This is a genomic window from Delftia tsuruhatensis NBRC 16741 (assembly GCF_001571325.1).
Lineage (GTDB): Bacteria > Pseudomonadota > Gammaproteobacteria > Burkholderiales > Burkholderiaceae_C > Comamonas > Comamonas tsuruhatensis.
In genome coordinates this window covers 189,668-215,473 of sequence record NZ_BCTO01000023.1, presented here as the reverse complement: position 1 = coordinate 215,473, position 25,806 = coordinate 189,668, and the positions used below count along the sequence as shown (strand labels likewise).

Genomic DNA, 25,806 nt, shown 5'->3' with positions numbered 1-25,806 from the left:
GGTTCAGGTCCTGCCTTGCTTGATGTTGTTCAAGGTGGTGCGCAGCACCGCCAACGTGAATGGCTTGCACAGCAGGCTGTCGAAGCCGGCCGGCAGTCCGTCGCCCTGCCCCTGCCCCTGCCCCTGCACTTGCGATTGCTCTTGCGCCTGCGTCTGGGTCTGGGTCTGCGGCTGCGCATTGGCCGTCAGCCCGACGATCGGGCGGACATACCCGCGCTTTCTGAGCGCACGCGCCAGGGCCGGGCCGTCCAGCAACGGCATGTGCAGGTCGGTGAGAACGGCATCGAATTCGAGCAGGCCGGGCAGGGACAGCGCGTCCTGTCCATTGCTGGCCTGCTGGACCTCGCAGCCCAGCAACTGCAGCTGCTCTCGCAGGATGATCCTGTTGATGGGGTTGTCCTCGACGATGAGCACCCTCAGCCCCAGGGGCTCGTGGACCTGGGCGGCGGCGGCATACAGGTCGGGGCGCGCACCCGGCGCAATGCCCTGCTGGGCCAGGCCCAGCGCATGGCCCACTGCCGGCACGCCAGGCGCGCTGGCCTCCCACACGCAGGCCTGCACGGTCTCGCGGGGGCTCTCGCCCGGCGCCAGCGCCAGAACGCACTTGCCCGTCCATTGCGGACGGCGCAGCGACCGCGGCCAGGCTTGCACCAGCACGGCCTGCTCATTGGGACCCTGCACCTGGTCCCGGTAGGGCTGGGCCATGGCGCCCCAATGCCGCAGCCAGGCGCACAGGTTGTGCACGACTTCCGGAATGGCGCCATCCACGTAGACGGTGTGCGGCAACAGACTGGGCACTGCCTCATAGCCTGCCGCGCTCTCGCGCGGCAGGCGCAGCTCGAATGACACGCAGGTCCCCAGTCCCGGCTGGCTGGCGGCCGTCAGCCGCCCGCCCATCTCCTGGCTGAGGCGCAGGCAGATGGACAGCCCCAGGCCCGCACCCTGGACCTGCTGCTGGGTGGCCGCATGGGCACGGAAGTACGGGTCGAACAGGAAGGGCTGCTGGTCCGGGTCGATGCCGATGCCCGTGTCCTGCACCTGGAACCGCAGGTCGGTGCCTTCCTCGCTGTCGCCCATGACCTGCAGGCGCAGGGCCACGTGGCCGGAGAACGTGAACTTGATGGCATTGCCCACCAGGTTGTCCAGGATCTGCCGCAGCCGCAAGGCATCGCCCACCAGCAGGGGCGGCGTTTTCACATCGGAGACGGCATACAGCTGCAGGCCCTTTTGCTCGGCACGCGACAGCAGGCCTGCGGCCACGCTGTCGAGCAATTCGGTGGCCGAGAACGCCTGGGCCTCCAGCTGCAGCCGGCCCGCCTCGATGGCCGACAGGTCCAGGCTGTCGTTGACGATGCGCAGCAAGGAGGCCGATGCCTGCTGCATGGCCCCCAGGTAGCGGGTCTGTTCGGAAGGAACCCTGGACAGGGCCAGCAGCTCCAGCGTTCCCAGGATGCCAAAGAGCGGTGTGCGTATTTCGTGGCTCATGGTCGCCAGAAACTGCGTCTTGGCCTGGCTCGCCGATTCGGCGCGCTGCTTGGCATCGACCAGCGCTGCCTGCGCCTGCCTGAGCGCCGTCACATCGCTGACCAGGCAGAAGACCACCGGTTCGCCCCCGTGGGTCGTGGGCGTGGTGCGGACCTCCACCCATCGCCCGTCCCCCAGCGCCAGCTCACGCGGGCCCTGCTGCGTGCCCCCGGCCACGGCCTGCTCGAACCAGGAAGTATCACTGCACACCCACTGCCGCGCCAGCCCGTTGGACAGCAGCAGGCTTCGATCGCTGCACCGCACCAGCGCCAGGCCCACGGGGGCCGTGTCCAGCAGCTTTCGGCAGAGCGCATCACCGGCGGCGCAGGCGCCTGCCCGGCTCCAGGCCGAAGCCGGCACGCCGCGGCGCAGCCGGCGCACGCACCATGCAAGTGCAGCCATGAAGGCAAGTCCCAGCGACACGGACCACAGCAGCAGCCAGACATGGGCCCTGACCAGCTGCCGCGCGGGCTCCCAACGGGCTGCAAGCCATCCGGCGCTGGTCGCGGATTTGCGCAGCAACAGGGATTCGGGAAGCGCCCGACCTGCCTGCATCAGTGAATGGAGCGGCCCGGGCTGGCCCTGCGGTGCGCTGGCGCGCCACGGCCAGGCATAACCGGCTTGCGTGTGGATGGCTGCGTGCGTGGCCCCCACCGCAGCGTCCAGCAGCAGGAAACATCGGTCCATGAAAAACAACTGAATGTCTCGCACGGGCACATGACCGAGGCTGCGCGACGGCGTCGCCGGGGCGGCGGCGTCCCTGCCGCCGTGACCGGCACAGGCCAGCATGGCCATGATCGCCAGTGCAAATGCCATCAAGTCACGCCGTGCCAGGGACAGGCACAGCCTGTGATGTATCGATCTGGAAGAAAACAAGAGAGCTTGAAACTGGCGCATTGCCGAATCTTAGAAATCAAAGGGCGAATTTGGACTAAGAATTTTCTTAATGCTGAAACCTCTTGCACGCCGCCTCGCCAAAGAGCGATTTCAAGCATCGATCCGCCATCGGAAAATCGTCAAATCTCTTTGAAAATGCCATTATTCCTATCACTTTAAGAAAATTCTTAAACCAATATTCCGATGCCCTGGAGATCATTGCCGGATTGATTCATCGACAAAGGCTGCTCCGTTTCTCACCACCCCTGTGATATTGCACACAGACGTCGCGCATGCAGAATGCCAGCGCTTTTTTCACGTCCTGTGTTGCGCAATATCCAGAATGCGTTTCGGCAGCCCATTTCAGGGAAAGTGAAAATGGCAATGAAGATATACAGGCAACGATTCATTCCCATGGCGGCACGCAGGCCCCTGCGCCTGCTCGCCCTGGCGTTGCTGTCGCAAGGCTGTGTCGCCACGGCCCAGGCATGGACCGTCGTGGTGGACAGCGCCGCCGACGCAAGCGGCCCGTGCGCCAGCACCGGCCTGGGACCCTGCACCCTGCGCGACGCCATCACCTACGCCAACGCCAACCGCAACAAAGGGGGCGACAACCGCATCGAGTTCAGCATCGGTGCGGGGGGAGAGCAGACCATCGTCACCCAAAGCAACTGGAATGGCAGGCTCATGCAGCCCATTGCACCGGCCACATCGCTCACGGTGGACGCCAGCACGCAACCCGGCTATGAGGACCACTTGCCCCGCCGCCCCCTGATCACGCTGCAGGCAGGCAGCTCCGAGTTCGGTACAGGGCTTGAGCTGGCAGGCGCCATCACGGTGCGCGGTCTGGCGATAGGCGGCTTCAACACCGCCCTGGCGGTGACCGGCGACGGCAACACCGTGCTGGGGTGCCATATAGGCGTTGACGCATCGGGAACGGTTGCCATGGGCAATCGCAGCAACATCCTTGTCCACTCCGGCAACCGCAACCGCATCGGGAATCTGGATATTGGCGGGCGAAATGTCATTTCCGCGGCGGAGAATTCCGGAATATGGCTTTCCTGGCCAGGTGCAGGTACAGGAAACATCATTCAGGGAAACTACATAGGCACCGATATCACCGGCAATGTGGCCCTGGGAAACCAGGGAAACGGCATCAGCGTGGCATCCGACTTTACCGGCACGCTGATCGACAGCAACCTCGTCTCCGGCAATGTCAGGCAAACAGGCGGCTCCTCCGCGATTTCCATTTCCGGCGCCCACACGCTGGTGACCCGCAACCGAGTCGGAACCAATGCAGCCGGCACGGCCATGATTCCCAACAATGGGCCAGGCATTGCCGTATTCTTTTCGTCGGAGTGCGGACATCGCATTGGCACAGGCCCTGAGGACGGCAACCTGGTTGCCGGAAACAAGGAAACGGCCATTGAATTGAATGGAAACTACGGCGCACGCAACTCGAACACCCTGATTGCCGGGAATATCGTGGGAACCAGCCTGGATGCCAGCACCATGCTGCCCAATCAATGGGGCATCGTCATCAAGGATTCGGACGAGGTGACCGTGCGCGCAAACATCGTCGGTGGCAGCAAGGCGTCCGGCATACAGTTCCAGGGCGCCAGCAAGAACAACCTCGTGCAGGGCAACTACGTGGGCGTCAGTCCCCAGGGAACCGCCCTGCCCAACGGTGAAGGCGTTTCCTTTTTCCAGAAGGCCCATGACACCCTGGTCGGCGGTGACGACGCGGCACATGCCAACGTGATTGCGCACAACAGGCTGTTCGGCGTGGGATTGCGGGGGGACGAAGTCAAGGGCGTCTCCATGCTCGGCAATGCCATCTACGGCAATACCGAGGGAGGCATCGCACGAACCAGCCTGGCCAATGGAGATCCTGCCGAGCCGGTGCTGCTCACGGTGACGCCCGAGGGCCTGTCCGGCACGCTGGACAGCGTTGCCAACGAGAGCATGCGCATCGAGTATTTCTCGACGCCCAGGCTGCCCGACGGGCTGGTGGAGCGCGCCGCCGGCAAGGTTCTGCTCGGCTCGCAGACCGTGACCACCGATGCATCCGGCCATGCGCCCTTGGTGTTCAAGGGCGCCATGCCCCAGGGCGACCAGGCCGCTGTCACGGCGACCGCCACCCGGATTTCCACCGGTGACACCTCGCGCTTTTCCAACGCGATGGCGGCCAACGCCGCCCCCGTGGCCCTGCCGCAAGCCGTCACGACCCCGCAGGATACGGCGCTGTCCATCACCCTCGCTGGCACGGACTTCGAGTCGGACCCGTTGCGCTTCGAGATCACCACCGGCCCCGCCCATGGCGGCATCAGCGGCTTCGATTCCCAGACGGGTACGCTGGTCTACACGCCGGCGGCCGGCTACTCCGGGCCCGATACCTTCGCCTTCACGGTATCCGACGGGCACCAGAGCGCTGCCGCACCGGCATCCGTGACCATCGAGGTGATCGCTGCCGATCCTCCCGACCCCGGCCCGGGCACCGATCCCGACCCCGGTCCGGGCACGGACCCAGGACCCGGTCCCGGCCCCGGAAATGTCCAGGCCGTTCCCGGCCTGGGCCAGGGTGGCATGCTGGCACTGCTGTGCGGCATGGCCTATCTGGCCAGCCGCAGGATGAGGAAAAGGCAGGCCTGAGCCCGCAGCGGGCGCAGGTCCCGCGCAAACGTCAGGCCGGCAGCCAGCGCAGCCAGCGCGGCCGCCAGGTCAGGGTGAAGGCAATGGCCAGGGCGGCGGCTGCCAGCGTCATGATCCAGACCAGGGAGGCCATGGAGGCATGGTCCACCGCCAGGCACAGGCCCAGCGAGGCGGCCAGGCCTGAGGCGCCCAGCCAGCGCAGCAGCCTGACCTTGCCATCGGGCTGGGGCATGTCGCCGTGCACCTGCTCCCAGTGCACGTCCTTGGCCAGCGCAAACCAGGCCATGCCCAGCAGCGATGCCGCAAAGGCGGCGGCCAGCAGCAGTGCGTCCATCAGTCCCTCAGACATGGGCCACCTCCGCGGCGCGCGAGGGCATGGCGGGCGCGGCGCGCGTCTTGAGCTTGCGCGCCACCACCACGGCCAGCACGGCGCTGGCCAGCATGAACAGGTCCACGCCGGCCACCGGCCAGTAGCCCGCGCCCAGGGTCTTGAACAGGTGGTCGCCCGTGGTCAGCCAGTTCAGCAGCACGGCCACCACGGCCATGGCGGCCACGGCCCAGCACTGCTCGCGCCAGGCGGGGTTGGGCAGGCCCCGGGCCACGGGGGCGCTGCGCACAAAGGCATGCGCCATGGCCAGCAGCCAGGTGGCCCAGAAGAAATAGCGTTCCATGTCGCCCCGGCCCGGCCAGCCCTGGGGCATGGCCTCGGGCAGCAGGCGGTTGGCGATCAGCATGCCCAGCGTGGCCACCAGCATGCCGGTGACCGTGGTGACAGCCAGGGCATCGACCACGCGCGCGCCCTGCACGCCCTGTCTGGCGTGCTGCTTCTTGCGCTTTTCCACGAAGAAGACAAAGCCGGTGGCAATGCACACGCAGCCGGCCAGGCCGCCCAGCACGTACAGCCAGCGCAGCAGCCAGTGGCGGAAGTGCTGCAGGTGCAGGCCGGTGAGGAAGGTGTTGATGCTGTCCACGGCCGTGCGCGGAGGATCTTCGCGCAGCAGGGCGCCCGTGCTGGCCTTGAAGTGGATGCCCTCGCCCGTGAGCGCGATGCGGTCGGTGCCGGCGCGGTAGACGCTGACGTAGCCGTTGGCATCGCCCACATGGGTGACGGACAGGAAGCCCACGTCGCCGGCCATGCCCTTGGCGGCCCAGCGGCGCTGCGCCTCGGCCACCATGGCGTCCACCGAGGCCATGGGTGCGGCCAAGCCGGCGCGGTCGTGCGGCAGGCCGGTTTCCTCGGCCTCCATCTTCTCGTGCAACTCGTGCAGGGGCTCCAGCTGGGTATGGGTGATGGGGAAGTAGATGCCCGCAAAGATCACCAGGCCCGTGAAGGCGAAGAAGAAGTGGAAGGGCAGCGCCACCACGCCGGTAAGGTTGTGCAGGTCCAGCACGCTGCGCTGCGTGGCCTTCTTCGGACGGAAGGTGAACAGCTCGCGGAAGATCTTGCGGTGCATGACCACGCCGCTGACCAGGGCCACCAGCATGATGAGCGCGGCAAAGCCCACGATCCAGTAGCCGAGGTTCATCCAGTTGAGCGTCAGGCTGTAGTGCAGCGGGTAGAAGAAGCGGCTGCCGATCTTGAGGTGGTCGTCCGGCAGGGACTCGCCATTGCGCGGGTCGATGGTGCGCATGGCCCAGATCAGGGTCTCGGGCTTCTTGGCGTTGGGCACCTCGTAGCCGGCGAACAGGCCCAGCACGGGATCGCGGTGGGTGGTGTAGGCGCCCCAGCGCTGGGGCGTGTCGAAGCGCTCGGGCAGCGGGCCGTTGACCTCGCCGCGCATGGCATCGCGCGCCTGGGCGTTGGGCTGCATGGACTCGAAGACCGGCTTGAGGATCTGGTCGTACGAGGGCATGGGCGTGGGCTCGAAGCGCGAGGCCGGGATGGCCCAGCGGTCGATCTCGCGGTCGAACACCGACAGCGCGCCGAAGAAGAAGGCGGCCATGAGCACGAAGCCGAGCGCAAGCCCGAACCAGGTGTGCAGCCAGGCCATGGAGAGGCGGAAGTTCTGGAACATGGGGCGTTCTCCGGATTCAGGGCAGAAGCATCTGCTGGAGCAGCGATGCGCAACCGGTCATGACAATGCCGCCGCCGGCCAGCACGGCCCAGACGCGCGGGAGGCTCTGCGCCGCAAAGGCCCAGAGGAACACCGTCAGAAACACCAGGAAGCCGAGGATGTAGCCCAGATGCTCGGCATCGTGGAACTCCATTCCGGCGGCAAACATCAGCGCCACGCCCAGGGCGATGAAGCCCCAGGTGAAGGCATAGCCGCCGAAGACGGCGGCTGCAATGCGAACCAAAATAGTTTTCATTTACAAAGAAAAATACAGTCGTGGACCAAAGTGCTCGGGGCGCATTATCCCCGAGCGCCGTCAAAACCCGTGATCGGCCGTGGTGTCTCTATGCGGGCTGGCCTGCCGCCTGCGCCTTGGCCTGCGGTGCCGAAGGCTTGAGCGTGGGCGGCACGAACTGGAAGGTATCCGCGCGCGCCCCTGGCCAGTAGAGCTTGAACACGTTGTGCTGCTTGTCCAGCGGCCCCAGCAGCGCGCCGGGCTCCACGCGCAGCACCAGGTTGGCGAGCTGGCGCACCTCGGTGTCGGAGATGCGCCGCACGATGTGGTGGGCCGTGATGTCGCAGGGGTGCTCCAGGCCCGCCGCCTGCACCAGCTCCTGCAGCGCATGCAGGGTCTTGTCATGGAAGTTGGCCACGCGCGTGGCCTTGTCGGGCACGACCAGGGCCTTCTGGCGCGCCGCGTCCTGCGTGGCCACGCCCGTGGGGCAGTGGCCGGTGTGGCAGTTCTGCGCCTGGATGCAGCCCAGGGCCATCATGAAGCCGCGCCCGGCGTTGCACCAGTCGGCGCCCAGCGCCATCATGCGCGCGATGTCGAAGGCCGTGATCACCTTGCCGGCCGCACCGATCTTGATGCGGTGGCGCAGGCCCACGCCGATCAGCGTGTTGTGCACCAGCAGCAGGCCTTCCTGCAGCGGCACGCCCACGTGGTCGGTGAACTCCACGGGCGCCGCGCCCGTGCCGCCCTCGGCGCCATCGACCACGATGAAGTCCGGCGTGATGTCCGTCTCCTGCATGGCCTTGACGATGGCGAACCACTCCCAGGGATGGCCCACGCAGAACTTGAAGCCCGTGGGCTTGCCGCCCGACTTCTCGCGCAGGCGGGCGATGAAATGCATCATCTCCACCGGCGTCCTGAAGGCGCTGTGGCTGGAGGGGCTGATGCAGTCCACGCCCACGGGCACGCCGCGCGCGGCGGCGATCTCGGGGGTGACCTTGGCGCCCAGCAGCATGCCGCCGTGGCCGGGCTTGGCGCCCTGGCTGAGCTTGATCTCGATGAGCTTGACCTGCGGGTCGGTGGCATTGGCGATGAACTTCTCTTCGCTGAACGTGCCATCGTCGTTGCGGCAGCCGAAGTAGCCCGAGGCCACCTCCCAGATCAGGTCGCCGCCGTGCACGCGGTGGTGCTGGCTGATGGAGCCCTCGCCCGTGTCGTGCGCAAATCCGCCCATCTTCGCGCCCTTGTTCAGCGCCAGGATGGCATTGGCCGACAGCGCGCCGAAGCTCATGGCCGAGATGTTGAAGATGCTGGCGCTGTAGGGCTGGGTGCAGGGCGAGGCACCTTCATCGGCGCAGCCGATGGTGATGCGGAAATCATGCGAGGCCAGCCTGGTGGGCTGCATGGAATGGTTCACCCATTCATAGCCCTGGGCCGTGACATTGAGCTGCGTGCCCAGCGGGCGGCTGTCCGGGTCGCCCTTGGCGCGCTGGTAGACCAGGGAGCGCTGGGCGCGCGAGAACGGCAGCGCCTCATGGTCGGACTCGATGAAGTACTGCCGCATCTCGGGCCGGATGAACTCCAGCAAAAACCGCAGGTGGCCGATGATGGGGTAGTTGCGCAGCACCGAATGGCGCACCTGGGTCATGTCGCGCACGCCCAGCAGCGCCAGCGCGGCGCACACGCCAAAGCCCAGCCACCACCACAGCCCTCCCCACACCAGCGCCGCCACCAGCAGCCCCGCGCTGCCGACCAGGCTCAGGCAGAACGTGGTGTAGCGCAGCGGCACCCATGCGGGCAGGCGATGAACGGGAGATGCAGACGTTGACATGGCGTGGGTCCTCGGAACGAGTTGACGATCTTGTGCATGCCGCGCCTTCGAGGGCGCGCTGTGCACAAGGTTAACCCACGATCCGCGTCAGCCCTGGCGCGGCCGGGCGCCGGCGCCCGTTGCCTGCGCGGCCGCAGGCAGCACGAACCGGAAGCTCGCCCCCTGCCCCGGCGGGTCCACCAGTTCGATGCGGCAGCCGTGCAGCTCCAGCATGCGGTGGACGATGCGCAGGCCCAGGCCGCCGCCGCGGCGGGCGCCGCCCACGGTGAAGGGCCGCTCGAACAGGCCTTCGCGCAGATCGGCCGGGATACCGGGGCCGGTATCGGCCACGGTGACTTCGACGGCGTTGCCCGCCGCCGCCAGCGCCACCAGGATGCTGCCGCCTTCGGGGGTGTGGCGCAGCGCGTTGTCCAGCAGGTTGCGCAGCACGCGCTCGATCATCCCCAGGTCGGCCTGGACGACGGGCAGGCGGGCTGGGAAGTCGGCCCGCAGCGCCACCTGTCGCGCCTCGGCACGCAGCTCGAATTTCTGGAACACGTCCTGCACCAGGTCGGGCATGGAAAACGGCTCCGGCTCGGGCTGGACAAAGCCGTACTCCAGGCGCGCCAGCTCGAACAGGCTTTGCGCCAGCTCGCCCACCTTCTGGCTCTGGGCCAGGGCAATGCCCAGGTAGCGGCGGCGTTCGGTGGTGTCGAGCACGGCGTCCTTGAGCAGCAGCGTTTCCAGGTAGCCGTGCAGGGACGACAGCGGCGTGCGCAGGTCGTGCGAGACGTTGGCGATGAGTTCGCGCCGCTCCTGGTCCTGGCGCGTGAGGGCGCGCCACTGCTCGCCGATGCGCGCCACCATGCGGCGGTAGGCCGCGTCCAGCACGGCGATCTCGTCGCGGCTGTCCTGCGCGGCACCGGGCTGGGGGGCCGGCAGGTCCGGGGGGGTGCCATGGATGTCGAAGCCGGCCACCTCTTCGGTGAGCCGGCGCAGCGGCCGCGTGATCAGCGCAAAGGCCACCAGGCCGGCCACCAGGCACAGCAGCGCCACCAGGCCGATGGACCACAGCGCCGTGCTGAGCACCGAGTTGGCCGAGCCCTGCGCCACCAGCTGGTCATGCGCCTCGCCCTGCAGCACCACGTAGATGAAGCCCACTTCCTTGCCGTTGACGCGCAGCGGCGCCGCGCTGAAGACCTTGCGGCCTTCGGTGCTGCGCGGGTCGTCACCCAGGATGGGCAGCGTGCCGCCTTCCAGCAGCCGGTGCACGGGGGCCAGGTCCACGCGCTCGCGGCGCACGCGGCCGTCGGGGGCGGCATGGCCGGCAATGCGGCCGTCGGCGTCCAGCAGATAGACCTCCACGCTGGGGTTGACCAGCATGAGCTGGTTGAAGAAGCTGCGCACGGCGCCGGGCATGAGGCCGTTGGCGTCGGTCAGCTGGGCGTCGCGCGCAATGCTTTCGGCCACGTCGCGCGACAGGCCCTGCACCACTTCCAGCTCGTGCATGCGGCTGGCGCGCAGCTGCATCCAGGCGGAGGTGCCGCTGCACACCAGCAGCAGCACGGCAAAGACCAGGGAAAGGCGCTGGGTCAGTGTCAGGCGCAGTTTCATGGTCATGCGCCCTCGCCCGCTTCGGCGAACTTGTAGCCGCGCCCCCAGACGGTGAGGATGCGCGCGGGCTGGGCCGGGTCGGCCTCGATCTTGGCGCGCAGGCGGTTGATGTGGGTGTTGACGGTGTGCTCGTAGCCCTCGTGCTGGTAGCCCCAGACGGCATTGAGCAGGTCCATGCGCGAGAACACCTTGCCGGGCTGGCGCGCAAAGAAGTACAGCAGGTCGAACTCGCGCGGGGTCAGGTCCAGCCGGGCACCATGAAGCCGGGCATCGCGCGCCACGGGGTCCATGGCCAGGCCGTCAATGGACAGGCTGCCGGACTCCAGCCGCGCGTTCTGGGCCAGCGCCTCCACGCGGCGCAGCAGCGCCTTGACGCGCGCCACCAGCTCCAGCACCGAAAACGGCTTGGCCAGGTAGTCGTCGGCGCCGATCTCCAGGCCCAGGATGCGCTGCACCTCGCTGGAGCGCGCGCTGATGATGATGATGGGCGTGTAGCGCGCCATGGCGCGGGCGCGGCGGCAGATCTCCAGGCCGTCCACGCCGGGCAGCATGATGTCCAGCACCAGCGCGTCCCAGCCGCCGCGCTCCAGTTGGCGCAGGCCGTCGTCGCCGCGCGCGCAGTGCATGACTTCCAGGCCTTCGTCGCGCAGGTGCAGCGTGAGCAGGTCGGCGATATGGGCGTCGTCCTCGACGAGAAGTACGCGGCGCGTGGCGGTCATCGGATGCGGTTTCCTGGAAGTGGCGGGAGTGGCTGCCATTGTGCGCAATACCGGGGCCGGGAGTTATCACGAATCTTTGAACTCTGCGTGAGGACTTCGGGAGGCCGGCGCCCTAACCTGACTGGCATCGCATCGTTTTCAGACGCACGCAACCTTCAGGAGCACACCATGACCACCAGACGCCATCTTCTGTGGACTGCAGGCGCCGGCACCACCGCCGTGCTGGCGGCCAGCCTGTTCCCGCGCCGCGCGCCAGCGGCCGCCTCCAGCGAGGTCTTCGAGGTCAGCTACACGGATGCCGAGTGGCGCGCCCGCCTCACGCCCGAGCAGTACCGGATCCTGCGCAAGGAAGGCACGGAGCGTGCAGGCTCCAGCCCGCTGAACAAGGAGCACCGCGCGGGCACCTTTGCCTGCGCAGGCTGCGCGCTGCCCCTGTTCTCGTCCAAGACCAAGTTCGACAGCGGCACGGGCTGGCCCAGCTTCTGGCAGCCGCTGGACAAGGCCGTGGCCACGCGCCAGGACCGCACCTACGGCATGCTGCGCACCGAGGTGCATTGCCGCCGCTGCGGCGGCCACCTGGGCCATGTCTTCGACGACGGCCCCAGGCCCACGGGCCTGCGCTACTGCATGAACGGGCTGTCGCTTACGTTCACGCCCCAGCCTGCCTGAACCCGGGAGCCACGCCATGCTGCTGATCGTCCTGGCCTATCTGGGCGGGGTGCTGACCATCGTCAGCCCCTGCATCCTGCCGGTGCTGCCCTTCGTCTTTGCACGCGCCGACCAGCCCTTCGCCAAAAGCGGCCTGCCGCTGCTGGCGGGCATGGCGCTGACCTTCGCCCTGGTGGCCTCGCTGGCCGCCGTGGGCGGCGGCTGGGTGGTGGCCGCCAATGAATACGGCCGCTGGCTGGCCCTGGGCCTGGTCGCCGTGTTTGCGCTGACCCTGCTGTGGCCCGGCCTGTCCGAGCGGCTGACGCGGCCGCTGGTGGCGGCGGGCTCGCGCCTTTCCGAGCGTGCACAGGGCACGGACGGCGGCGCCCGCCCCGGCGCCTCGCTGCTGCTGGGCGTGGCCACGGGTCTGCTGTGGGCGCCCTGCGCGGGCCCCATCCTGGGCCTGATCCTCACGGGCGCCGCACTGCAGGGCGCCAACACCACCTCCAGCCTGCTGCTGCTGGCCTATGCGGCCGGTGCGGCCACCTCCATGGCGGCGGCCCTGCTGCTGGGCGGCAAGGTGTTTGCGGCGCTCAAGCGCATGCTGGGCGCGGGCGAATGGGTGCGGCGCGGGCTGGGCGCTGCCATGCTGGCCGGCGTGGGCGCGATTGCGCTGGGGCTGGACACGGGCGTGCTGGCGCAAGTGTCCACGGCCTCCACCGGCGGCCTGGAGCAAAGGCTGGTGGACCGCCTGAGCGGCAGGCCCGAGGGTGGTGCCATGGCCATGCAGGCCGGTCCCGCAATGATGGCCGCCGTGGACAGGGGCTCCGGTGCTGGCCCGGCCATGATGGCCGCAGGCGGCGCCATGCGCATGGCCGGCGGCCCGTCCCGCGCCGCCCTGCCGGACGAAGGGCTGGCCCCTGCGCTGGACGGCGCCACCGACTGGCTCAACTCCACGCCGCTGACGGCCGAACAACTGCGCGGCAAGGTGGTGCTGGTGGATTTCTGGACCTACTCCTGCATCAACTGCCTGCGCACCCTGCCCTATGTGAAGGCCTGGGCCGAGAAGTACCGCGACCAGGGCCTGGTGGTGGTGGGCGTGCATGCGCCGGAGTTCGCCTTCGAACGCAAGCTGTCCAACGTGGAAAAGGCCATCAAGGACCTGGGCATCGGCTACCCCGTGGCCGTGGACAACGGCTACAAGATCTGGCGCGCCTTCCACAACCAGTACTGGCCGGCGCACTACTTCATCGATGCCCAGGGCCGCATCCGGCACCACCACTTTGGCGAAGGCGGCTATGCCGAGTCCGAGCGCGTGATCCAGCAACTGCTGCAGGAAGCCGGATCGAAGCAGGTGGACCTGGGCCTGATCGACGTGCAGGCCCAGGGCGTGCAGCAGGCAGCCGACATGGCAGCCGTGCGCTCGCACGAGACCTACCTGGGCTATGAGCGCGCCGAGCAATTTGCCGCCACGCCTGCAGCCGTGCACGACCAGGCCACCGCCTATGCCACGCCCGAGCGCCTGCCGCTCAACGCCTGGGGCCTGAGCGGCCAATGGACTGTGGGCCCGGAAAGCGCCACGCTGGACGGCGCCACCGGCCGCATCACCTACCGCTTCCAGGCACGCGACCTGCACCTGGTGCTGGGACCCGGCAGCGATGGCAAGCCCGTGCGCTTCAAGGTGCTGATCGACGGCAAGGCGCCCGGCGCCTCGCGCGGCATGGACGTGGCCGCCGACGGCAGCGGCAGCGTGACCGCGCAGCGCCTGTACCAGCTGGTGCGCCAGGACGGCGGCGCAGCCGAACGCACCTTCAGCATCGAATTCCTGGACCCCGGCATCTCCGCCTATGCCTTCACCTTTGGCTGATCCCTGGCCGCTTCACTTTCACCGGAGAGACACCATGACCAACGATTCCCCCCTCGCCACCGCACCCCGCCGCCGCGGCCTTCTCCAACTGCTGACCGGCAGCGCCGTGCTGCTGGGCGGCGCCCTGCTGTGGCAGGGCAGCGACCTGCAGGCGGCCGAGCAGGCCGTGCGCATTCCGCCACCCGCGCAGGACATGCCGGCCACGGGCCAGGGGCCGCAGAAAGCCATCTTTGCGGGCGGCTGCTTCTGGGGCGTGCAGGGCGTGTTCCAGCATGTCAAGGGCGTGCAGCGCGCCGTCTCGGGCTACAGCGGCGGCACGGCGGCCCAGGCTTCGTATTCGGCGGTGAGCAGCGGCCGCACCGGGCATGCGGAGTCGGTCGAGATCACCTATGACCCGGCCCAGGTCAGCTACGGGCAGCTGCTGCAGATCTACTTTTCCGTGGCCCATGACCCGACCCAGCTCAACCGCCAGGGACCGGACACGGGCCCGCAGTACCGCTCGGCCATCTTCGCCACCGACGCCGCGCAGCTCAAGACCGCCCAGGCCTATGTGGCCCAGCTCGATGCCGCCAAGGTCTTCGGCAAGCCCATCGTGACCCGGCTGGAGGACAAGCCCAGCTTCTTCCCGGCCGAGAACTACCACCAGGACTTCATGACCGAGAACCCCCGCCATCCCTACATCGTCATCAACGACCTGCCCAAGGTGCAACAGCTCAAGCGCCTGTTCCCGGACAGCTACCGGGCCGAGCCGGTGCTGGTCAAGCAGGCCGCGCGGCAGATGTAGCGCCTGCGCAGCGCGGGTGCCTTCAGGCATCGGGGGCGGCTGCCGTATGAGACATTTGCGGCATGCCCTCCAGCCTGCAGACCACACCCAACCCGCCCGCGCCCCTTCCCGCGGCCCCTGTGGCCCCCACCCGCGCCGAAGCCCTGCGCTACTGGCTGAAGCTGGGCTGCATCAGCTTTGGCGGGCCGGCCGGGCAGATCGCCATCATGCATGAGGACCTGGTGGAGCGGCGGCGCTGGATATCGGAGGGGCGCTTCCTGCATGCGCTCAACTACTGCATGCTGCTGCCCGGCCCCGAGGCACAGCAGCTGGCCACCTATATCGGCTGGCTGCTGCACCGCACCTGGGGCGGCATCGTGGCCGGCGGGCTGTTCGTGCTGCCTTCGCTTTTGCTGCTGATCGGCCTGTCCTGGATCTATGTGGCCTTCGGCCATGTGCCGGCCATTGCCGGCATCTTCTATGGCATCAAGCCGGCCGTGACGGCGCTGGTGGTGCAGGCGGCCTGGCGCGTGGGCTCGCGCACCTTGCGCAACGGCTGGCTGTGGGGCATTGCCGCGGCGGCCTTCGTGGCCATCTTCGCGCTGAAGCTGCCGTTTCCGCTGATCGTGCTGGCGGCCGGCGCACTGGGCTACCTGGGGGGCAGGCTGGCGCCGCGCCACTTCGCCCCTGCAGGCGGGCACGGCCACGGCGGCGGCAGCCACGGCCCGGCCGTCATCGACGATGACACGCCCGTACCGGCCCATGCACGGTTCAGCTGGCGTTTTTTCAGCCAGGTGCTGGTGGCCAGCCTGGGGCTGTGGGCCCTGGCGCTGGGCCTGCTGACCGCCGCCTTCGGCTGGCAGGGCGCGCTCACCCAGATGGGCTGGTTCTTCACCAAGGCGGCACTGCTGACCTTTGGCGGCGCCTATGCCGTGCTGCCCTACCTCTACCAGGGCGCCGTGGACCACTACCACTGGCTCACGGCCACGCAGATGATGGACGGGCTGGCCCTGGGCGAGACCACGCCGGGGCCGCTGATCATGGTGGTGTCCTTCGTGGGCTTCCTGGGCGGCTGGAGCACGCAGGTGTTCGGCCCCGATGCGCTGCTGCCGGCCGGCGCCGCCGCCGCCCTGGTCGTGACCTTCTTCACCTTTTTGCCGTCCTTTGCCTTCATCCTGCTGGGCGGCCCCTTCATCGAGTCCACCCATGGCAGGCTGGGCTTCACCGCGCCGCTGACGGGCATCACGGCCGCCGTGGTGGGCGTCATCGCCAACCTGGCCGTGTTCTTTGCCTGGCATGTGCTGTGGCCACAGGGCTGGGCGGGTCCCTTCGACTGGCCGTCCGCACTGCTGGGCCTGGCTGCGGCGGCCGCGCTGCTGCGCTGGAAGGTGGGCGTGATCCCCGTCGTGGTGGGCGCGGGGCTGGCCGGCCTGGCGATCACGCTGGCACGCCAGGGTGGGTAGGAAAGGCTGCGGCATGGTATCGACCACGGATGGGCATTTCAGCTGGCTGCGCTGCCGCACCGCAGGCGTGGAGGCCGTGGCCGCCGACACGGCGAGGCACTTTGGGCGGCATACCCACGAGCAGTACGGCATCGGCCTGATCGAGCGTGGCGCGCAGAAGTCCGCCAGCGGACGAGGTCTCTACGAGGCCGGGGCTGGCGACCTCATCATGGTCAACCCCGGCGAGCTGCATGACGGCATGCCCCTGGGCGACGGCGGTCGCGCCTGGCGCATGCTCTACCTGGAGCCCTGGCTCGTGGCCGGGCTCATGGCGGACATGGATGGCGCGGGGCCGGCGGCCGGCTTCGAGTTCCGCCAGCCCGCCGTGCGCGACCCGCGCCTGGCCGCGTGTTTTCAGACCCTGTACCGCAGGATGACCGGCAGCGGCGAGCCAGCGGACGCCCTGGACCTGGACGAAGCCCTGCTGCAGCTGCTGGGCGGCATGCTGCAGCGCCCTGCCCCGGCGCCCCGCGCACCGGCCTCCATCACCCTGGCCCGCGCCCGGATGGACGACGATCCCGGCGCGCCCCTGACCCTGGGCGCCCTGGCCCACGAGGCGGGCCTGAGCCGCTACCAGTTCCTGCGCGCCTTTGCGCGCGCCACGGGCATGACGCCCCATGCCTATCTGCTGCAGCGGCGCCTGCACCAGGCGCGCGGGCTCATCGCCAGCGGCGTGCCGCTGGCCGAGGCCGCAGCGCACAGCGGCTTTGCCGACCAGAGCCATATGACGCGCCTGTTCGTGCGCAGCTTCGGCATGGCGCCCGGCTTCTATGCCAGGGCAGCCAAGGCCTGCGCTGCGTGACGCGCTGCAATTTCCTTCAAGACCACGCAAACCGGCCTGGCGAGGATGGGGATCACATCCCCTCTCCAATCACAAGGCCCGATCTTGCCGTTCTCCTACGCACCCTCCATCCCCCGCGACTTTCCTGAACTGGCCACGCAGACCTTGCTGCTGCGCGGCCTGTCGCCCGACGTGCCCGCACACGCCGTGATCGCCCCCTTCATGGCACAGGCCAGGCAGAACCTGGCCTGCACCCCGGAAAGCGAGATGCCATCCATCCAGGCCTGGCGGCGCGGCTTTGCCAGGATGGGCCTCAAGCCCACGCAATACCGCTGCGCCGCCGAGGCCCTGCTGCGCCGCCTGCGCAAGGAGGGTGATCTTCCCGGCCTGCATCCGCTGGTGGACCTGTGCAATGCGGCCTCGGTGGCCTTTGCCATTCCCGTGGCCGTCTTCGACCTGGACCGCATCAGCGGCTGCCTGCAGGTGCGCCCCGCAACCGGCAGCGAGGTCTACGAGACCTTCTCGGGCGAGATCGAATATCCCGAGCCCGGCGAAATCATCTTTGCCGACACGGCTGGCCGCGCCCACGCCCGGCGCTGGTGCAACCGCCAAAGCGGCCACTCGGCAGTGCGCGAATCCACCGTCAACGCGCTGATCGTGACCGAAGCGCTGCACGCCACCGGCAAGAGGGATACGCAGCAGTTGGTGCAAGCGTTGCAGGCGGCGGCCGGTCGGCTGTGGCCCGAGGCCGTTTCACACCCAGGCAACCCCTTGCAGGCCGCCCAGGCCTGAGGCGACCGGGGCCGTTGGCGCCCCGGCACGAAGAGGGCTATCACGCTGCGCGGACTTCCCGCAAGCAAGACCGTAGCGTATCGCACCGCCCTGCACATCGACCCGCAGGTCCCTTCAAAACAAGCTTCTACGCTATCAAATTGATAACAATGCGTTGCATGCTACATACAAATGAAAAGAAAAAGCAATCATTCTCATTGCCATTCTAAAATCCGCACCCGCCATGACAGGCTGCGCCGCTGGCCCCAGGCCGGCAGCAGCGCCGACGCACCCAGAGCACGCCCCACGGCACAGGTTTCCCAGCTCTCGACCATTGACCATGCTTATCCAAAGACTTTCGCGCACGGCAGTTGCGCATGCCGCCCTGCTTGCCCTGTGCGGCGCAGCCCACGCACAGGCCCAGCCTGACAAGGTCCCCGAGGCCACGCTCGCCCCGGTCACCGTGAACGCAGGCACCGAGAAGGAAAATCCCACCGGCCCTGTGGTGGGCTTCACCGCCAAGCGCGCCATCTCGGCCACCAAGACCGACACGCCGCTGATAGAGACGCCCCAGGCCATCAGCGTGGTCACGCGCGACCAGTTCGAGGCCCAGGGCGTGCAGACGCTGCGCCAGACCACCGCCTACAGCGCCGGCGTGGTGTCCAACTATTTCGACAGCCGGGTGGACAGCTTCTCGGCACGCGGCGGCAACGTGAGCCAGTACCAGGACGGGCTGCTGCGCACCTACGGCACCTACAACACCAGCCGGCCCGATCCCTACACGCTGGAACGCGTGGAATTCCTGCGCGGACCCTCTTCCGTGCTCTACGGCCAGGGCAGCGTGGGCGGGGTGCTCAACCTCACCAGCAAGCGCCCGCAGGCCGAGGCGCTGCGCGAGGTGCAGGTGCAGGTGGGCAGCTACGGGCGCAAGCAGATCGCCGCCGACCTGACCGGCGCCGTCACCGAAGACGGCCAGTGGCTGTACCGCCTGGTGGCCGTGGGCCGGGAAAGCGGCACCCAGGTGGACCATGTGAACGACGACCGCCTGGTGATCGCGCCCAGCCTGACCTGGCGGCCCAGCGCCGACACCTCGCTCACGCTGCAGGCGCTCTACCAGAAGGACAAGAGCGGCTCGCTGATCGGCTTCTTCCCCTGGCAGGGCACGCGCCTGCCCAGCCCCTACGGCCAGATTCCCACCAGCACCTTCATCGGCGAGCCCGGCTGGGACTCGTTCGACACAGAGAACAAATCCTGGGGCTACCTGTTCAGCCACCGCCTGAACGCGGACTGGACCGTGCGCCAGAACCTGCGGCGCACCATCAGCGACGTGGACTACCGCTCCATCTACACCAGCTTCACCGCCATCCCCGGCCAGGGCCGCCCTGCGCGCCCGGTCTTCAACCCCGACAACCGCAGCGTCTACCGCGATGCCTCCTGGCAGGTCAACGGCGGGCGCATGCTGGTGATCGACACGCAGCTCGAAGGCCGGCTGCGCTGGGGCACGGCCGAGCACACCGTGCTGGCCGGCATGGATGCGCAGCGCAACAGCACCAGCCAGTCCACCTGGCGCGGCCTGACCGCGCCGTTTGACGTCTACAACCCCGTCTACGGAAATTTCACGCCGCCCACGGCCTCGCAGCTGGTGCGCCAGCCGGGCGTGTCGCAAAAGCAATTGGGCTTCTACGCCCAGGACCAGATCAAGTGGGGCCGCTGGACCGCCACCCTGGGCCTGCGCCACGACAGCGCGCAGACGGACACCGAAGGTCGGCCCGCCTCCGCCGTGGACGAGAAGGCCTGGACCAAGCGCGCAGGCGCCACCTACCAGATGGATGGTGGCTGGGCGCCCTACCTGGGCTACTCCGAGTCCTTCCAGCCGCTGGGCGGCGTGAACGTCTACGGCACGCCCTACAAGGCGCAGCGCGGCGAGCAATGGGAAGCCGGCGTGAAGTGGCAGCCGCCGGGCCAGGGCCTGTCGGCCTTCGCCGCCGTCTACACGCTGCGCGAGAAGAACCGCAAGACCACCGACCCCGCCAACCCGCTCAACAGCCTGCAGATCGGCGAGGTCAAGGTCAACGGCTTCGAGGCCGAGCTGACCGCCAGCCTGGCCCGCCACTGGGACGCCACCCTGGCCTATGCGTACACCGACGCCATCATCTCGCGCAGCAATGGCGGCGACCAGGGCCAGCGCGTGACCAGCGTGCCGCGCCACACGGCATCGGCCTGGCTGACCCACCGCTTTGCCAGCGAAGGACGCGGCGGCTGGAGCCTGGGTGCAGGCGTGCGCTACACGGGTTCGCAGTGGACGGGCACCAGCCTGGTGGACACGCCTTCGGCCACCTTGCTGGATGCCATGGTGTCCTATGACGCCGGCCCATGGCGCCTGGCCTTCAACGTGGTCAACCTGACCGACAAGGTGCAGATCACGCAGTGCCTGGCACGCGGCGACTGCTTCTACGGCCAGCGGCGCACCTTTGCGGTGACGGGAACGCACCGCTTCTGAGGACCGCCGCCGCGCGCCTCACACAGCCCAGGCATTTCACGCAGCGCAGGCAGCTCAGGCAGGCAGCTGCCTGAAGCTCCTTCGGTCCGCCGTGCTGCCAAACGATGCGCAGCCCGACAGCACGGCGGGCGAAGGCGCGGTGGTCGACAGCGCCTCGCTGCACTGCCGGGGCAGCTGGCTGCGCTCGTCTTCCAGGGCCTGTGTCTGGATCATGGGGGCCATGGCCACCACGTTGCCGAAGATGGTGGCAAAGGCCACGTCGGCCGCGTCACGGCCCGTGCCAAAGCGCATGAAGCCCATGGGAATGGCCGTGCCCGATGCATCGAACAGGTACCACCTGTCGCCCAAGTAGGCTTCCACGTAGGCATGGAAATCGGGCGGGCCCAGCGCAGGGTCGGCACCGTAGTCCGTGCCGGTGGCGATGCGGGCGGGAATGTTCAGCGCGCGGCACAGGGCGATCATCAGGTGCGTGAAATCGCGGCACACGCCCACCTGCTCCACCAGGGTATCGACGGCCGAGGTGGACGAGTTGCTGGTGGCCGAAGCGAAAGTCACCAGCTCCTGCACCCACTGCTGTATGGCCAGCACGCGCGAATAGCCGGGCGCCAAGTGGCCGAAATTGCGGAAGGCCAGCTGCATCAGCCGGTCGGACTGGCAGTAGCGGCTGGGGTAGATGTAGGGCAGGACCTCCAGCGGGATGCAGCGCACCGGAACCTCGCCCAGCGCCGCCGGATCCTCGCGGTGGTGCGCGATGCAGACGGTGGCCGTGTAGGTCAGGTGCAGGGGGCCGGGGTTGGCATGCAGGCGCATGAAGCGCGTGGAGGTGGCGGGCTCGGTGGCAATGTCGGGCTCCACGGGCTGGCTGAGCACCAGCCGCTCGTTCTCCACTGTCTGGTGCGAGGTGTGGGCCGCATGGATGTTGAACACGAAGTCGGCCCCGGCCGGATCGCGGATGTCATAGGCAAGATCCACCTGGATCTGCAGCCTGATTCCTGGTTGGGCCATTGTTTTTCCCTGGTTGGTCTGTCGGATCGGCATCCATGGTGGGATCAAGAGTCTCCGCCGGCCGTAGGCCCCTGCTGAAAAGCCTGTAGTGCTTGGCAGGGACAGCGCGTGCGCCCGCCCGGCGGCCCGCAGGGGATGCAAACTCGGCTAACATCGGCGCCGCCCCGCATGGCGCAATACCTGTGGCGGGGGCATCCACCAGCCAGGAACAGCCAAGGAGACCGCTAGATGGCGGAGATCATCGAGATATCGCGGGCGGCGCTGCACGAGCAGGTGGCGGACCGTTTGCGGTCCATGCTCATCGAGGGGCGCATCGCCCCGGGCGCCAAGCTCAACGAGCGCGAGCTGTGCGAGCAGCTCGGCGTCTCGCGCACGCCGCTGCGCGAGGCCATCAAGCTGCTGGCCGCCGAAGGCCTGGCCGACCTGCTGCCCAACCGCGGCGCCATCGCCGTCAAGCTGAGCGAGGCCGATGTCATGCACGCCTTCGAAGTGCTGGCAGGCATCGAGGGCCTGTCGGGCGAACTGGCCGCCCAGCGCATCACCGACCAGGAATTCGCCGAAATCCGCGCCCTGCACTACGAGATGATGGCCAGCGTGGCGCGCGCCGACGTGTCTGCCTACTACCGGCTCAACGCTGCCATCCACGCGGCGCTGAACAGCGCCGCCAAGAACCCCGTGCTGACGGAGACCTTCCAGCGCATCAACAACCGCGTGCAGTCGCTGCGCTTTCGCACCAACCTGGACACGGCCAAGTGGAAGCAGGCCGTCAAGGAGCACGAAGCCATGATCGAGGCCCTGGGCGCACGCGACGCCACGGCCCTGCGCGAGCTGCTGGTCACCCATCTGCACCACAAGCGCGATGCCGTGCTGGCCATGCTGCGCGCCGAGGCCCTGCAGCCGCGCAAGGCGCGCTGAAGCCCAGGGCCCCTACCGCTGCGGCGCGGCCCCCAGCGCCGCAATCCCCGCCCGCGCCACCTCCGCATCCTCGGCCGGCTTCACCCCGCTGACGCCCACGGCGCCCAGGCAGTGGCCCTCCCTGGTGATGGGCACGCCGCCTTCCAGCAGGCCCTGCAGCGCGGGCACGCTCAGGTAGGCGGTACGGCCACCATTGATCATTTCCTCATAGAGCCGGCTTTCCTTGCGGCCCAGTGCTGCGGCGTGGGCCTTGGCCGGCGCGATGTGGGCCGAGGCCGGTGCCGCGCCGTCCAGGCGCTGCAGCCACAGCAGGTGGCCGCCGTCATCGGCGATGGCGATGCTGACGGCCCAGCCGCGCGCCGTGGCATGCGCCTCGGCGGCCTGGGCGATGGCCTTGATGTCCTGGAGGTCCAGGCAGGGCTTGTGCTTCATGGGAGTGCCTTGGTCTTGTGCGGGATGGAGGATGGCGGTCAGCGGGCAGTCAGCGGGCTTCCAGCAGGCTTTCCAGCAGCCGCGCCACATGCACGGCGTCGCGCGCCGCGCCGTCGGCGATCTGGTGGCGGCAGCTGGTGCCGTCGGCCACGACGATGGCCTCGGGGCGCTGGCGTATGGCCGGCAGCAGGGCCGCCTCGGCCATGTCCATGGAGACCTGGTGGTGGCTGGCCTCGTAGCCGAAGCTGCCGGCCATGCCGCAGCAGGAGCTTTCGATCAGCTCGGGCTGGGCGCCGGGAATCAGCCGCAGCACGTCGAGGATGGGGCTGACCGCGCCAAAGGCCTTCTGGTGGCAATGGCCGTGCACGAGGATGGGCGCCTCGGCGGCGCGCAGCGGCAGCGCGAAGCGGCCGGCCTTGACTTCACGGGCAATGAATTCCTCGAACAGCAGGGCCTGGGCGGCAACGGCCTGCGCAGGCTCGCCCAGGCCCATGACCAGGGCTTCGTCGCGCAGGGTCAGCAGGCAGGAGGGCTCCAGGCCGACGATGGGGATGCCGGCCCGGGCCAAGGGCGCCAGGGCGTTGATCAGCGCACCGGCGCTGGCCTTGGCCTGCTCGACCATGCCGGTGGCCAGGTAGGTGCGGCCGCAGCAGTGGTGGCCGCCCCCCTCTTTGCCGGACTTGCTGGCGGTGTGCAGCGCATAGCCGGCCGCCTGCAGCACGCGCGCGGCGGCCAGGGCGTTTTCGCTCTCGAAGGTGCCGTTGAAGGTGTCCACGAAGAGCACGGCCACGCGCTCGCCGGCCGCCGCGCGGGCCAGGGCCTGGTCGCGGTCAAGAAAGGTATGTGCTTCGGGCGCGCGCCAGAAGGTGTCGCTGCGCCAGGCCGGCAGCGAGCGCCGGGCGGACAGGCCCAGCAGCTTTTCGCCCAGTTGGCGCAGCACGGGCAGGCGGTTGCGCAGGTTCAGCAGCCAGGGCATGCGGCTGGCCGTGGCCGCGTAGCGCGGCAGATGGGCGACCAGCCGGTCCTTGAGCGTGTGGCCATGGCGGGCCTTGTAGTGGGCCAGGAATTCCACCTTCATGCGGGCCATGTCCACGCCCGTGGGGCAGTCGCGCCTGCAGCCCTTGCAGCCCACGCACAGGTCCATGGTGTCGTGCAGGGCCTCGCTGGTGAAGGCGTCCGGCCCCAACTGGCCCGAGATGGCCAGGCGCAGGGTGTTGGCGCGGCCGCGCGTCAGGTGCTGCTCGTCGCGCGTGACGCGGTAGCTGGGGCACATGGTGCCGGCGTCGAACTTGCGGCAGTGGCCGTTGTTGTTGCACATCTCCACGGCCTTGGCAAAGCCGCCGGTGACGTCGCCGCCCGTGCCGGGCGCCGTGGTGACCTCGGTGACCGGGTCGGCCTGCACGTTCCAGGCCGACCAGTCGAGCACGGGCGTGATGGGAATGCGCCGGTAGGGCCGGGGCGCATCGGCGGGCGCAAAGCGGAACAGCCGGCCATCGTCCATCCTGGGCGTATCGATGATCTTGCCGGGGTTGAACAGGCCCTGGGGATCGAACTCCTGCTTGATGGCGCGCAGGGCCTCGGTGATGGCGGGCCCGAACTGCCAGGCAATCCACTCGCCGCGGCACAGCCCGTCGCCGTGCTCGCCGCTGAAGGCGCCCTTGTATTTGCGCACCAGTTCGGCCGCTTCCTCGGCAATGGCGCGCATGCGCGCCGCGCCGTCGGTGCGCATGTCCAGGATGGGCCGCACATGCAGCGTGCCCACGGAGGCATGGGCGTACCAGGTGCCCCGGCTGCCATGGCGCGCGAACACTTCGGTGAGCGCGTCGGTGTACTCGGCCAGGTGCTGCAGCGGCACGGCGCAGTCCTCGATGAAGCTCACGGGCTTGCCGTCGCCCTTGAGGCTCATCATGATGTTCAGCCCCGCCTTGCGCACTTCCCAGAGGTTTTTCTGGGCCGCTTCCTCGGGCATTTCCACCACGCTGCCGGGCAGGCCCAGCTCGCCCATGAGTTCCACCAGCTGGCGCAGCCGCGCCAGCAGCGCGGCGCGGTCGTCGCCGGCGAATTCCACCAGCAAGATGGCAGCCGGGCGGCCGATGAGCGCGGTCTCTATGGTGGGCTTGAAGGCCGGGTTGGCCAGGCCCAGCTCGATCATGGTGCGGTCCACCAGTTCCACGGCCGTGGGTCCCAGCTTCACGATGTGCTGGGCCGAGTCCATGGCCGCGTGGAAGGTGGGGAAATTGACCACGCCCAGCACCTTGGCGCGCGGCAGCGCGCTGAGCTGCAGGGTGAGCGAGCGCGTGTAGGCCAGCGTGCCCTCGGCGCCTATCAGCAGATGGGCCAGGTTGACGCTGCCGTCGGCCGTGTAGGGCCGCTCGCTCTGGTTGTCGAAGATGTCGAGGTTGTAGCCCGCCACGCGGCGCATGACCTTGGGCCAGTGGGCGTGAATGTCCTCGCGGTGCTGTTGCGCCAGCCCGTGCACGAACTGCGCAATGCGCGCCGCGCGGCCCGTGGCCTGGGCGACGGGGCCGAAGTCCAGCAGCTCGCCATCGGCCATCCAGGCGCGGGCGCCGCGCACGTTGTGGACCATGTTGCCGTAGGCAATGGAGCGCGAGCCGCAGGAATTGTTGCCCGCCATGCCGCCCAGCGTGGCCTGGGCGCTGGTCGATACGTCCACCGGATACCACAGGCCGAGCTTCTTGAGCCGGGCGTTGAGGTGGTCCAGCACCAGGCCGGGCTCGACCTCGGCCGTGCCTGCATCGGGGTCCACCGAGAGGATGTTGCGCAAATGCTTGCTGTTGTCGATGACCAGGGCCGCGCCCGTGGTCTGGCCGCACTGGCTGGTGCCGCCGCCGCGCGGCAGCACGGGCACCTTGAGCTCGCGGGCGATCTGCAGGGCCGTGGCGATGTCTTCTTCGCAGGTGGGCACGAAGACGCCCACCGGCATGATCTGGTAGATGGAGGCATCGGTGGCATAGCGCCCGCGCGAGGCGGCGTCGAACAGGACCTGGCCGCGCGTGTCCGAGCGCAGGCGGCGCGCCAGCATCTGGCTGACATCGTCGGGCGGCAGCACGGTGCCGGGGGCGGGCACGGTGTCGTCGGGGGAAGCGGCAAGGCGGTGCGTGGATTCCATCAGCATGGCGG

19 protein-coding genes are annotated in these 25,806 nt (G+C 68.7%); 9 read left to right on the top strand and 10 right to left on the bottom strand.

Annotated elements, in window-relative coordinates; genetic code table 11:
• Nucleotides 1-3: 3 nt before the first annotated feature.
• Entirely contained in the window at nt 4-2,211 is a 2,208-nt protein-coding gene (locus DTS01S_RS12420; protein WP_254787924.1) for an ATP-binding protein, read from the bottom strand.
• A gap of 567 nt (nt 2,212-2,778) precedes the next feature.
• Between DTS01S_RS12420 and DTS01S_RS12415 the strand changes: the two genes are divergently transcribed.
• On the top strand, nt 2,779-5,052 hold the full coding sequence (locus DTS01S_RS12415; protein WP_254787927.1) for an Ig-like domain-containing protein: 2,274 nt from the start codon (nt 2,779-2,781) through the stop codon (nt 5,050-5,052).
• Between the two features lie 31 nt (nt 5,053-5,083).
• On the opposite strand, the gene DTS01S_RS12410 is transcribed toward DTS01S_RS12415, so the two are convergent.
• The 6 genes from DTS01S_RS12410 to DTS01S_RS12385 all read right to left on the bottom strand — a co-directional run bounded on the left by DTS01S_RS12410 (nt 5,084) and on the right by DTS01S_RS12385 (nt 11,481).
• On the bottom strand, nt 5,084-5,401 hold the full coding sequence (locus tag DTS01S_RS12410; protein WP_046984647.1) for a DUF3325 domain-containing protein: 318 nt from the start codon (nt 5,399-5,401) through the stop codon (nt 5,084-5,086).
• The gene (locus tag DTS01S_RS12405) at nt 5,394-7,067 is read right to left on the bottom strand and encodes a PepSY-associated TM helix domain-containing protein (protein ID WP_061287806.1); all 1,674 of its coding nucleotides are present in this window, start codon (nt 7,065-7,067) and stop codon (nt 5,394-5,396) included. Before DTS01S_RS12405 ends, DTS01S_RS12410 begins: the two co-directional genes overlap by 8 nt.
• A gap of 16 nt (nt 7,068-7,083) precedes the next feature.
• The gene (locus tag DTS01S_RS12400; protein WP_016448165.1) at nt 7,084-7,362 is read right to left on the bottom strand and encodes a hypothetical protein; all 279 of its coding nucleotides are present in this window, start codon (nt 7,360-7,362) and stop codon (nt 7,084-7,086) included.
• A gap of 88 nt (nt 7,363-7,450) precedes the next feature.
• Nucleotides 7,451-9,169: an FMN-binding glutamate synthase family protein gene (locus DTS01S_RS12395; protein WP_034364403.1), complete on the bottom strand. Its 1,719-nt coding sequence runs from the start codon at nt 9,167-9,169 to the stop codon at nt 7,451-7,453.
• 87 nt (nt 9,170-9,256) lie between these two features.
• Nucleotides 9,257-10,762, bottom strand: a complete 1,506-nt coding sequence (locus DTS01S_RS12390; RefSeq protein WP_061287805.1) for a sensor histidine kinase — start codon at nt 10,760-10,762, stop codon at nt 9,257-9,259.
• Between the two features lie 2 nt (nt 10,763-10,764).
• Nucleotides 10,765-11,481: a response regulator transcription factor gene (locus DTS01S_RS12385; protein WP_016448168.1), complete on the bottom strand. Its 717-nt coding sequence runs from the start codon at nt 11,479-11,481 to the stop codon at nt 10,765-10,767.
• A gap of 168 nt (nt 11,482-11,649) precedes the next feature.
• Here DTS01S_RS12385 and msrB point away from each other — a divergent pair, with 168 nt between their 5' ends.
• The 7 genes from msrB (at nt 11,650) to DTS01S_RS12350 (ending at nt 20,313) form a co-directional block, all read left to right on the top strand.
• Nucleotides 11,650-12,150 carry a peptide-methionine (R)-S-oxide reductase MsrB gene (gene msrB, locus DTS01S_RS12380; RefSeq protein ID WP_016448169.1) on the top strand — a complete coding sequence of 167 codons (501 nt, stop codon included), beginning with the start codon at nt 11,650-11,652 and terminating at the stop codon, nt 12,148-12,150.
• A 16-nt stretch (nt 12,151-12,166) separates the two neighbouring features.
• Complete coding sequence (locus tag DTS01S_RS12375; protein ID WP_061287804.1) at nt 12,167-13,996, top strand: cytochrome c biogenesis protein DipZ; 1,830 nt, start codon at nt 12,167-12,169, stop codon at nt 13,994-13,996.
• Between the two features lie 34 nt (nt 13,997-14,030).
• Nucleotides 14,031-14,780: a peptide-methionine (S)-S-oxide reductase MsrA gene (gene msrA, locus DTS01S_RS12370; RefSeq protein ID WP_061287803.1), complete on the top strand. Its 750-nt coding sequence runs from the start codon at nt 14,031-14,033 to the stop codon at nt 14,778-14,780.
• A gap of 62 nt (nt 14,781-14,842) precedes the next feature.
• On the top strand, nt 14,843-16,222 hold the full coding sequence (gene chrA / locus DTS01S_RS12365; protein ID WP_061287802.1) for a chromate efflux transporter: 1,380 nt from the start codon (nt 14,843-14,845) through the stop codon (nt 16,220-16,222).
• 13 nt (nt 16,223-16,235) lie between these two features.
• A complete protein-coding gene (locus DTS01S_RS12360; RefSeq protein WP_061287801.1) occupies nt 16,236-17,063 on the top strand; it encodes an AraC family transcriptional regulator in 828 nt (275 codons plus the stop codon).
• Between the two features lie 84 nt (nt 17,064-17,147).
• Nucleotides 17,148-17,834, top strand: a complete 687-nt coding sequence (locus tag DTS01S_RS12355; RefSeq protein WP_016453701.1) for a B3/B4 domain-containing protein — start codon at nt 17,148-17,150, stop codon at nt 17,832-17,834.
• Nucleotides 17,835-18,153: 319 nt separating this feature from the next.
• Nucleotides 18,154-20,313 (top strand): TonB-dependent siderophore receptor, encoded by a 2,160-nt coding sequence (locus tag DTS01S_RS12350; RefSeq protein WP_061287800.1) that lies wholly within the window; start codon nt 18,154-18,156, stop codon nt 20,311-20,313.
• A 54-nt stretch (nt 20,314-20,367) separates the two neighbouring features.
• On the opposite strand, the gene DTS01S_RS12345 is transcribed toward DTS01S_RS12350, so the two are convergent.
• The gene (locus DTS01S_RS12345; protein ID WP_061287799.1) at nt 20,368-21,318 is read right to left on the bottom strand and encodes a transglutaminase-like domain-containing protein; all 951 of its coding nucleotides are present in this window, start codon (nt 21,316-21,318) and stop codon (nt 20,368-20,370) included.
• Nucleotides 21,319-21,546: 228 nt separating this feature from the next.
• Between DTS01S_RS12345 and DTS01S_RS12340 the strand changes: the two genes are divergently transcribed.
• Nucleotides 21,547-22,233, top strand: coding sequence for a GntR family transcriptional regulator (locus DTS01S_RS12340; protein ID WP_012204906.1), 687 nt, complete (start codon nt 21,547-21,549; stop codon nt 22,231-22,233).
• Nucleotides 22,234-22,245: 12 nt separating this feature from the next.
• On the opposite strand, the gene DTS01S_RS12335 is transcribed toward DTS01S_RS12340, so the two are convergent.
• Complete coding sequence (locus DTS01S_RS12335) at nt 22,246-22,665, bottom strand: heme-binding protein (RefSeq protein ID WP_061287798.1); 420 nt, start codon at nt 22,663-22,665, stop codon at nt 22,246-22,248.
• Between the two features lie 49 nt (nt 22,666-22,714).
• Nucleotides 22,715-25,801, bottom strand: a complete 3,087-nt coding sequence (locus tag DTS01S_RS12330; RefSeq protein ID WP_061287797.1) for an FAD-binding and (Fe-S)-binding domain-containing protein — start codon at nt 25,799-25,801, stop codon at nt 22,715-22,717.
• Between the last annotated feature and the right edge of the window lie 5 nt (nt 25,802-25,806).

Coding starts and splice junctions, on each gene's coding strand:
- DTS01S_RS12420 (WP_254787924.1), bottom strand. CDS start 2,211: ATGGACCGATGTTTCCTGCTGCTGGACGCTGCGGTGGGGGCCACGCAC.
- DTS01S_RS12415 (WP_254787927.1), top strand. CDS start 2,779: ATGGCAATGAAGATATACAGGCAACGATTCATTCCCATGGCGGCACGC.
- DTS01S_RS12410 (WP_046984647.1), bottom strand. CDS start 5,401: ATGTCTGAGGGACTGATGGACGCACTGCTGCTGGCCGCCGCCTTTGCG.
- DTS01S_RS12405 (WP_061287806.1), bottom strand. CDS start 7,067: ATGTTCCAGAACTTCCGCCTCTCCATGGCCTGGCTGCACACCTGGTTC.
- DTS01S_RS12400 (WP_016448165.1), bottom strand. CDS start 7,362: ATGAAAACTATTTTGGTTCGCATTGCAGCCGCCGTCTTCGGCGGCTAT.
- DTS01S_RS12395 (WP_034364403.1), bottom strand. CDS start 9,169: ATGTCAACGTCTGCATCTCCCGTTCATCGCCTGCCCGCATGGGTGCCG.
- DTS01S_RS12390 (WP_061287805.1), bottom strand. CDS start 10,762: ATGAAACTGCGCCTGACACTGACCCAGCGCCTTTCCCTGGTCTTTGCC.
- DTS01S_RS12385 (WP_016448168.1), bottom strand. CDS start 11,481: ATGACCGCCACGCGCCGCGTACTTCTCGTCGAGGACGACGCCCATATC.
- msrB (WP_016448169.1), top strand. CDS start 11,650: ATGACCACCAGACGCCATCTTCTGTGGACTGCAGGCGCCGGCACCACC.
- DTS01S_RS12375 (WP_061287804.1), top strand. CDS start 12,167: ATGCTGCTGATCGTCCTGGCCTATCTGGGCGGGGTGCTGACCATCGTC.
- msrA (WP_061287803.1), top strand. CDS start 14,031: ATGACCAACGATTCCCCCCTCGCCACCGCACCCCGCCGCCGCGGCCTT.
- chrA (WP_061287802.1), top strand. CDS start 14,843: ATGCCCTCCAGCCTGCAGACCACACCCAACCCGCCCGCGCCCCTTCCC.
- DTS01S_RS12360 (WP_061287801.1), top strand. CDS start 16,236: ATGGTATCGACCACGGATGGGCATTTCAGCTGGCTGCGCTGCCGCACC.
- DTS01S_RS12350 (WP_061287800.1), top strand. CDS start 18,154: ATGCTTATCCAAAGACTTTCGCGCACGGCAGTTGCGCATGCCGCCCTG.
- DTS01S_RS12345 (WP_061287799.1), bottom strand. CDS start 21,318: ATGGCCCAACCAGGAATCAGGCTGCAGATCCAGGTGGATCTTGCCTAT.
- DTS01S_RS12340 (WP_012204906.1), top strand. CDS start 21,547: ATGGCGGAGATCATCGAGATATCGCGGGCGGCGCTGCACGAGCAGGTG.
- DTS01S_RS12335 (WP_061287798.1), bottom strand. CDS start 22,665: ATGAAGCACAAGCCCTGCCTGGACCTCCAGGACATCAAGGCCATCGCC.
- DTS01S_RS12330 (WP_061287797.1), bottom strand. CDS start 25,801: ATGCTGATGGAATCCACGCACCGCCTTGCCGCTTCCCCCGACGACACC.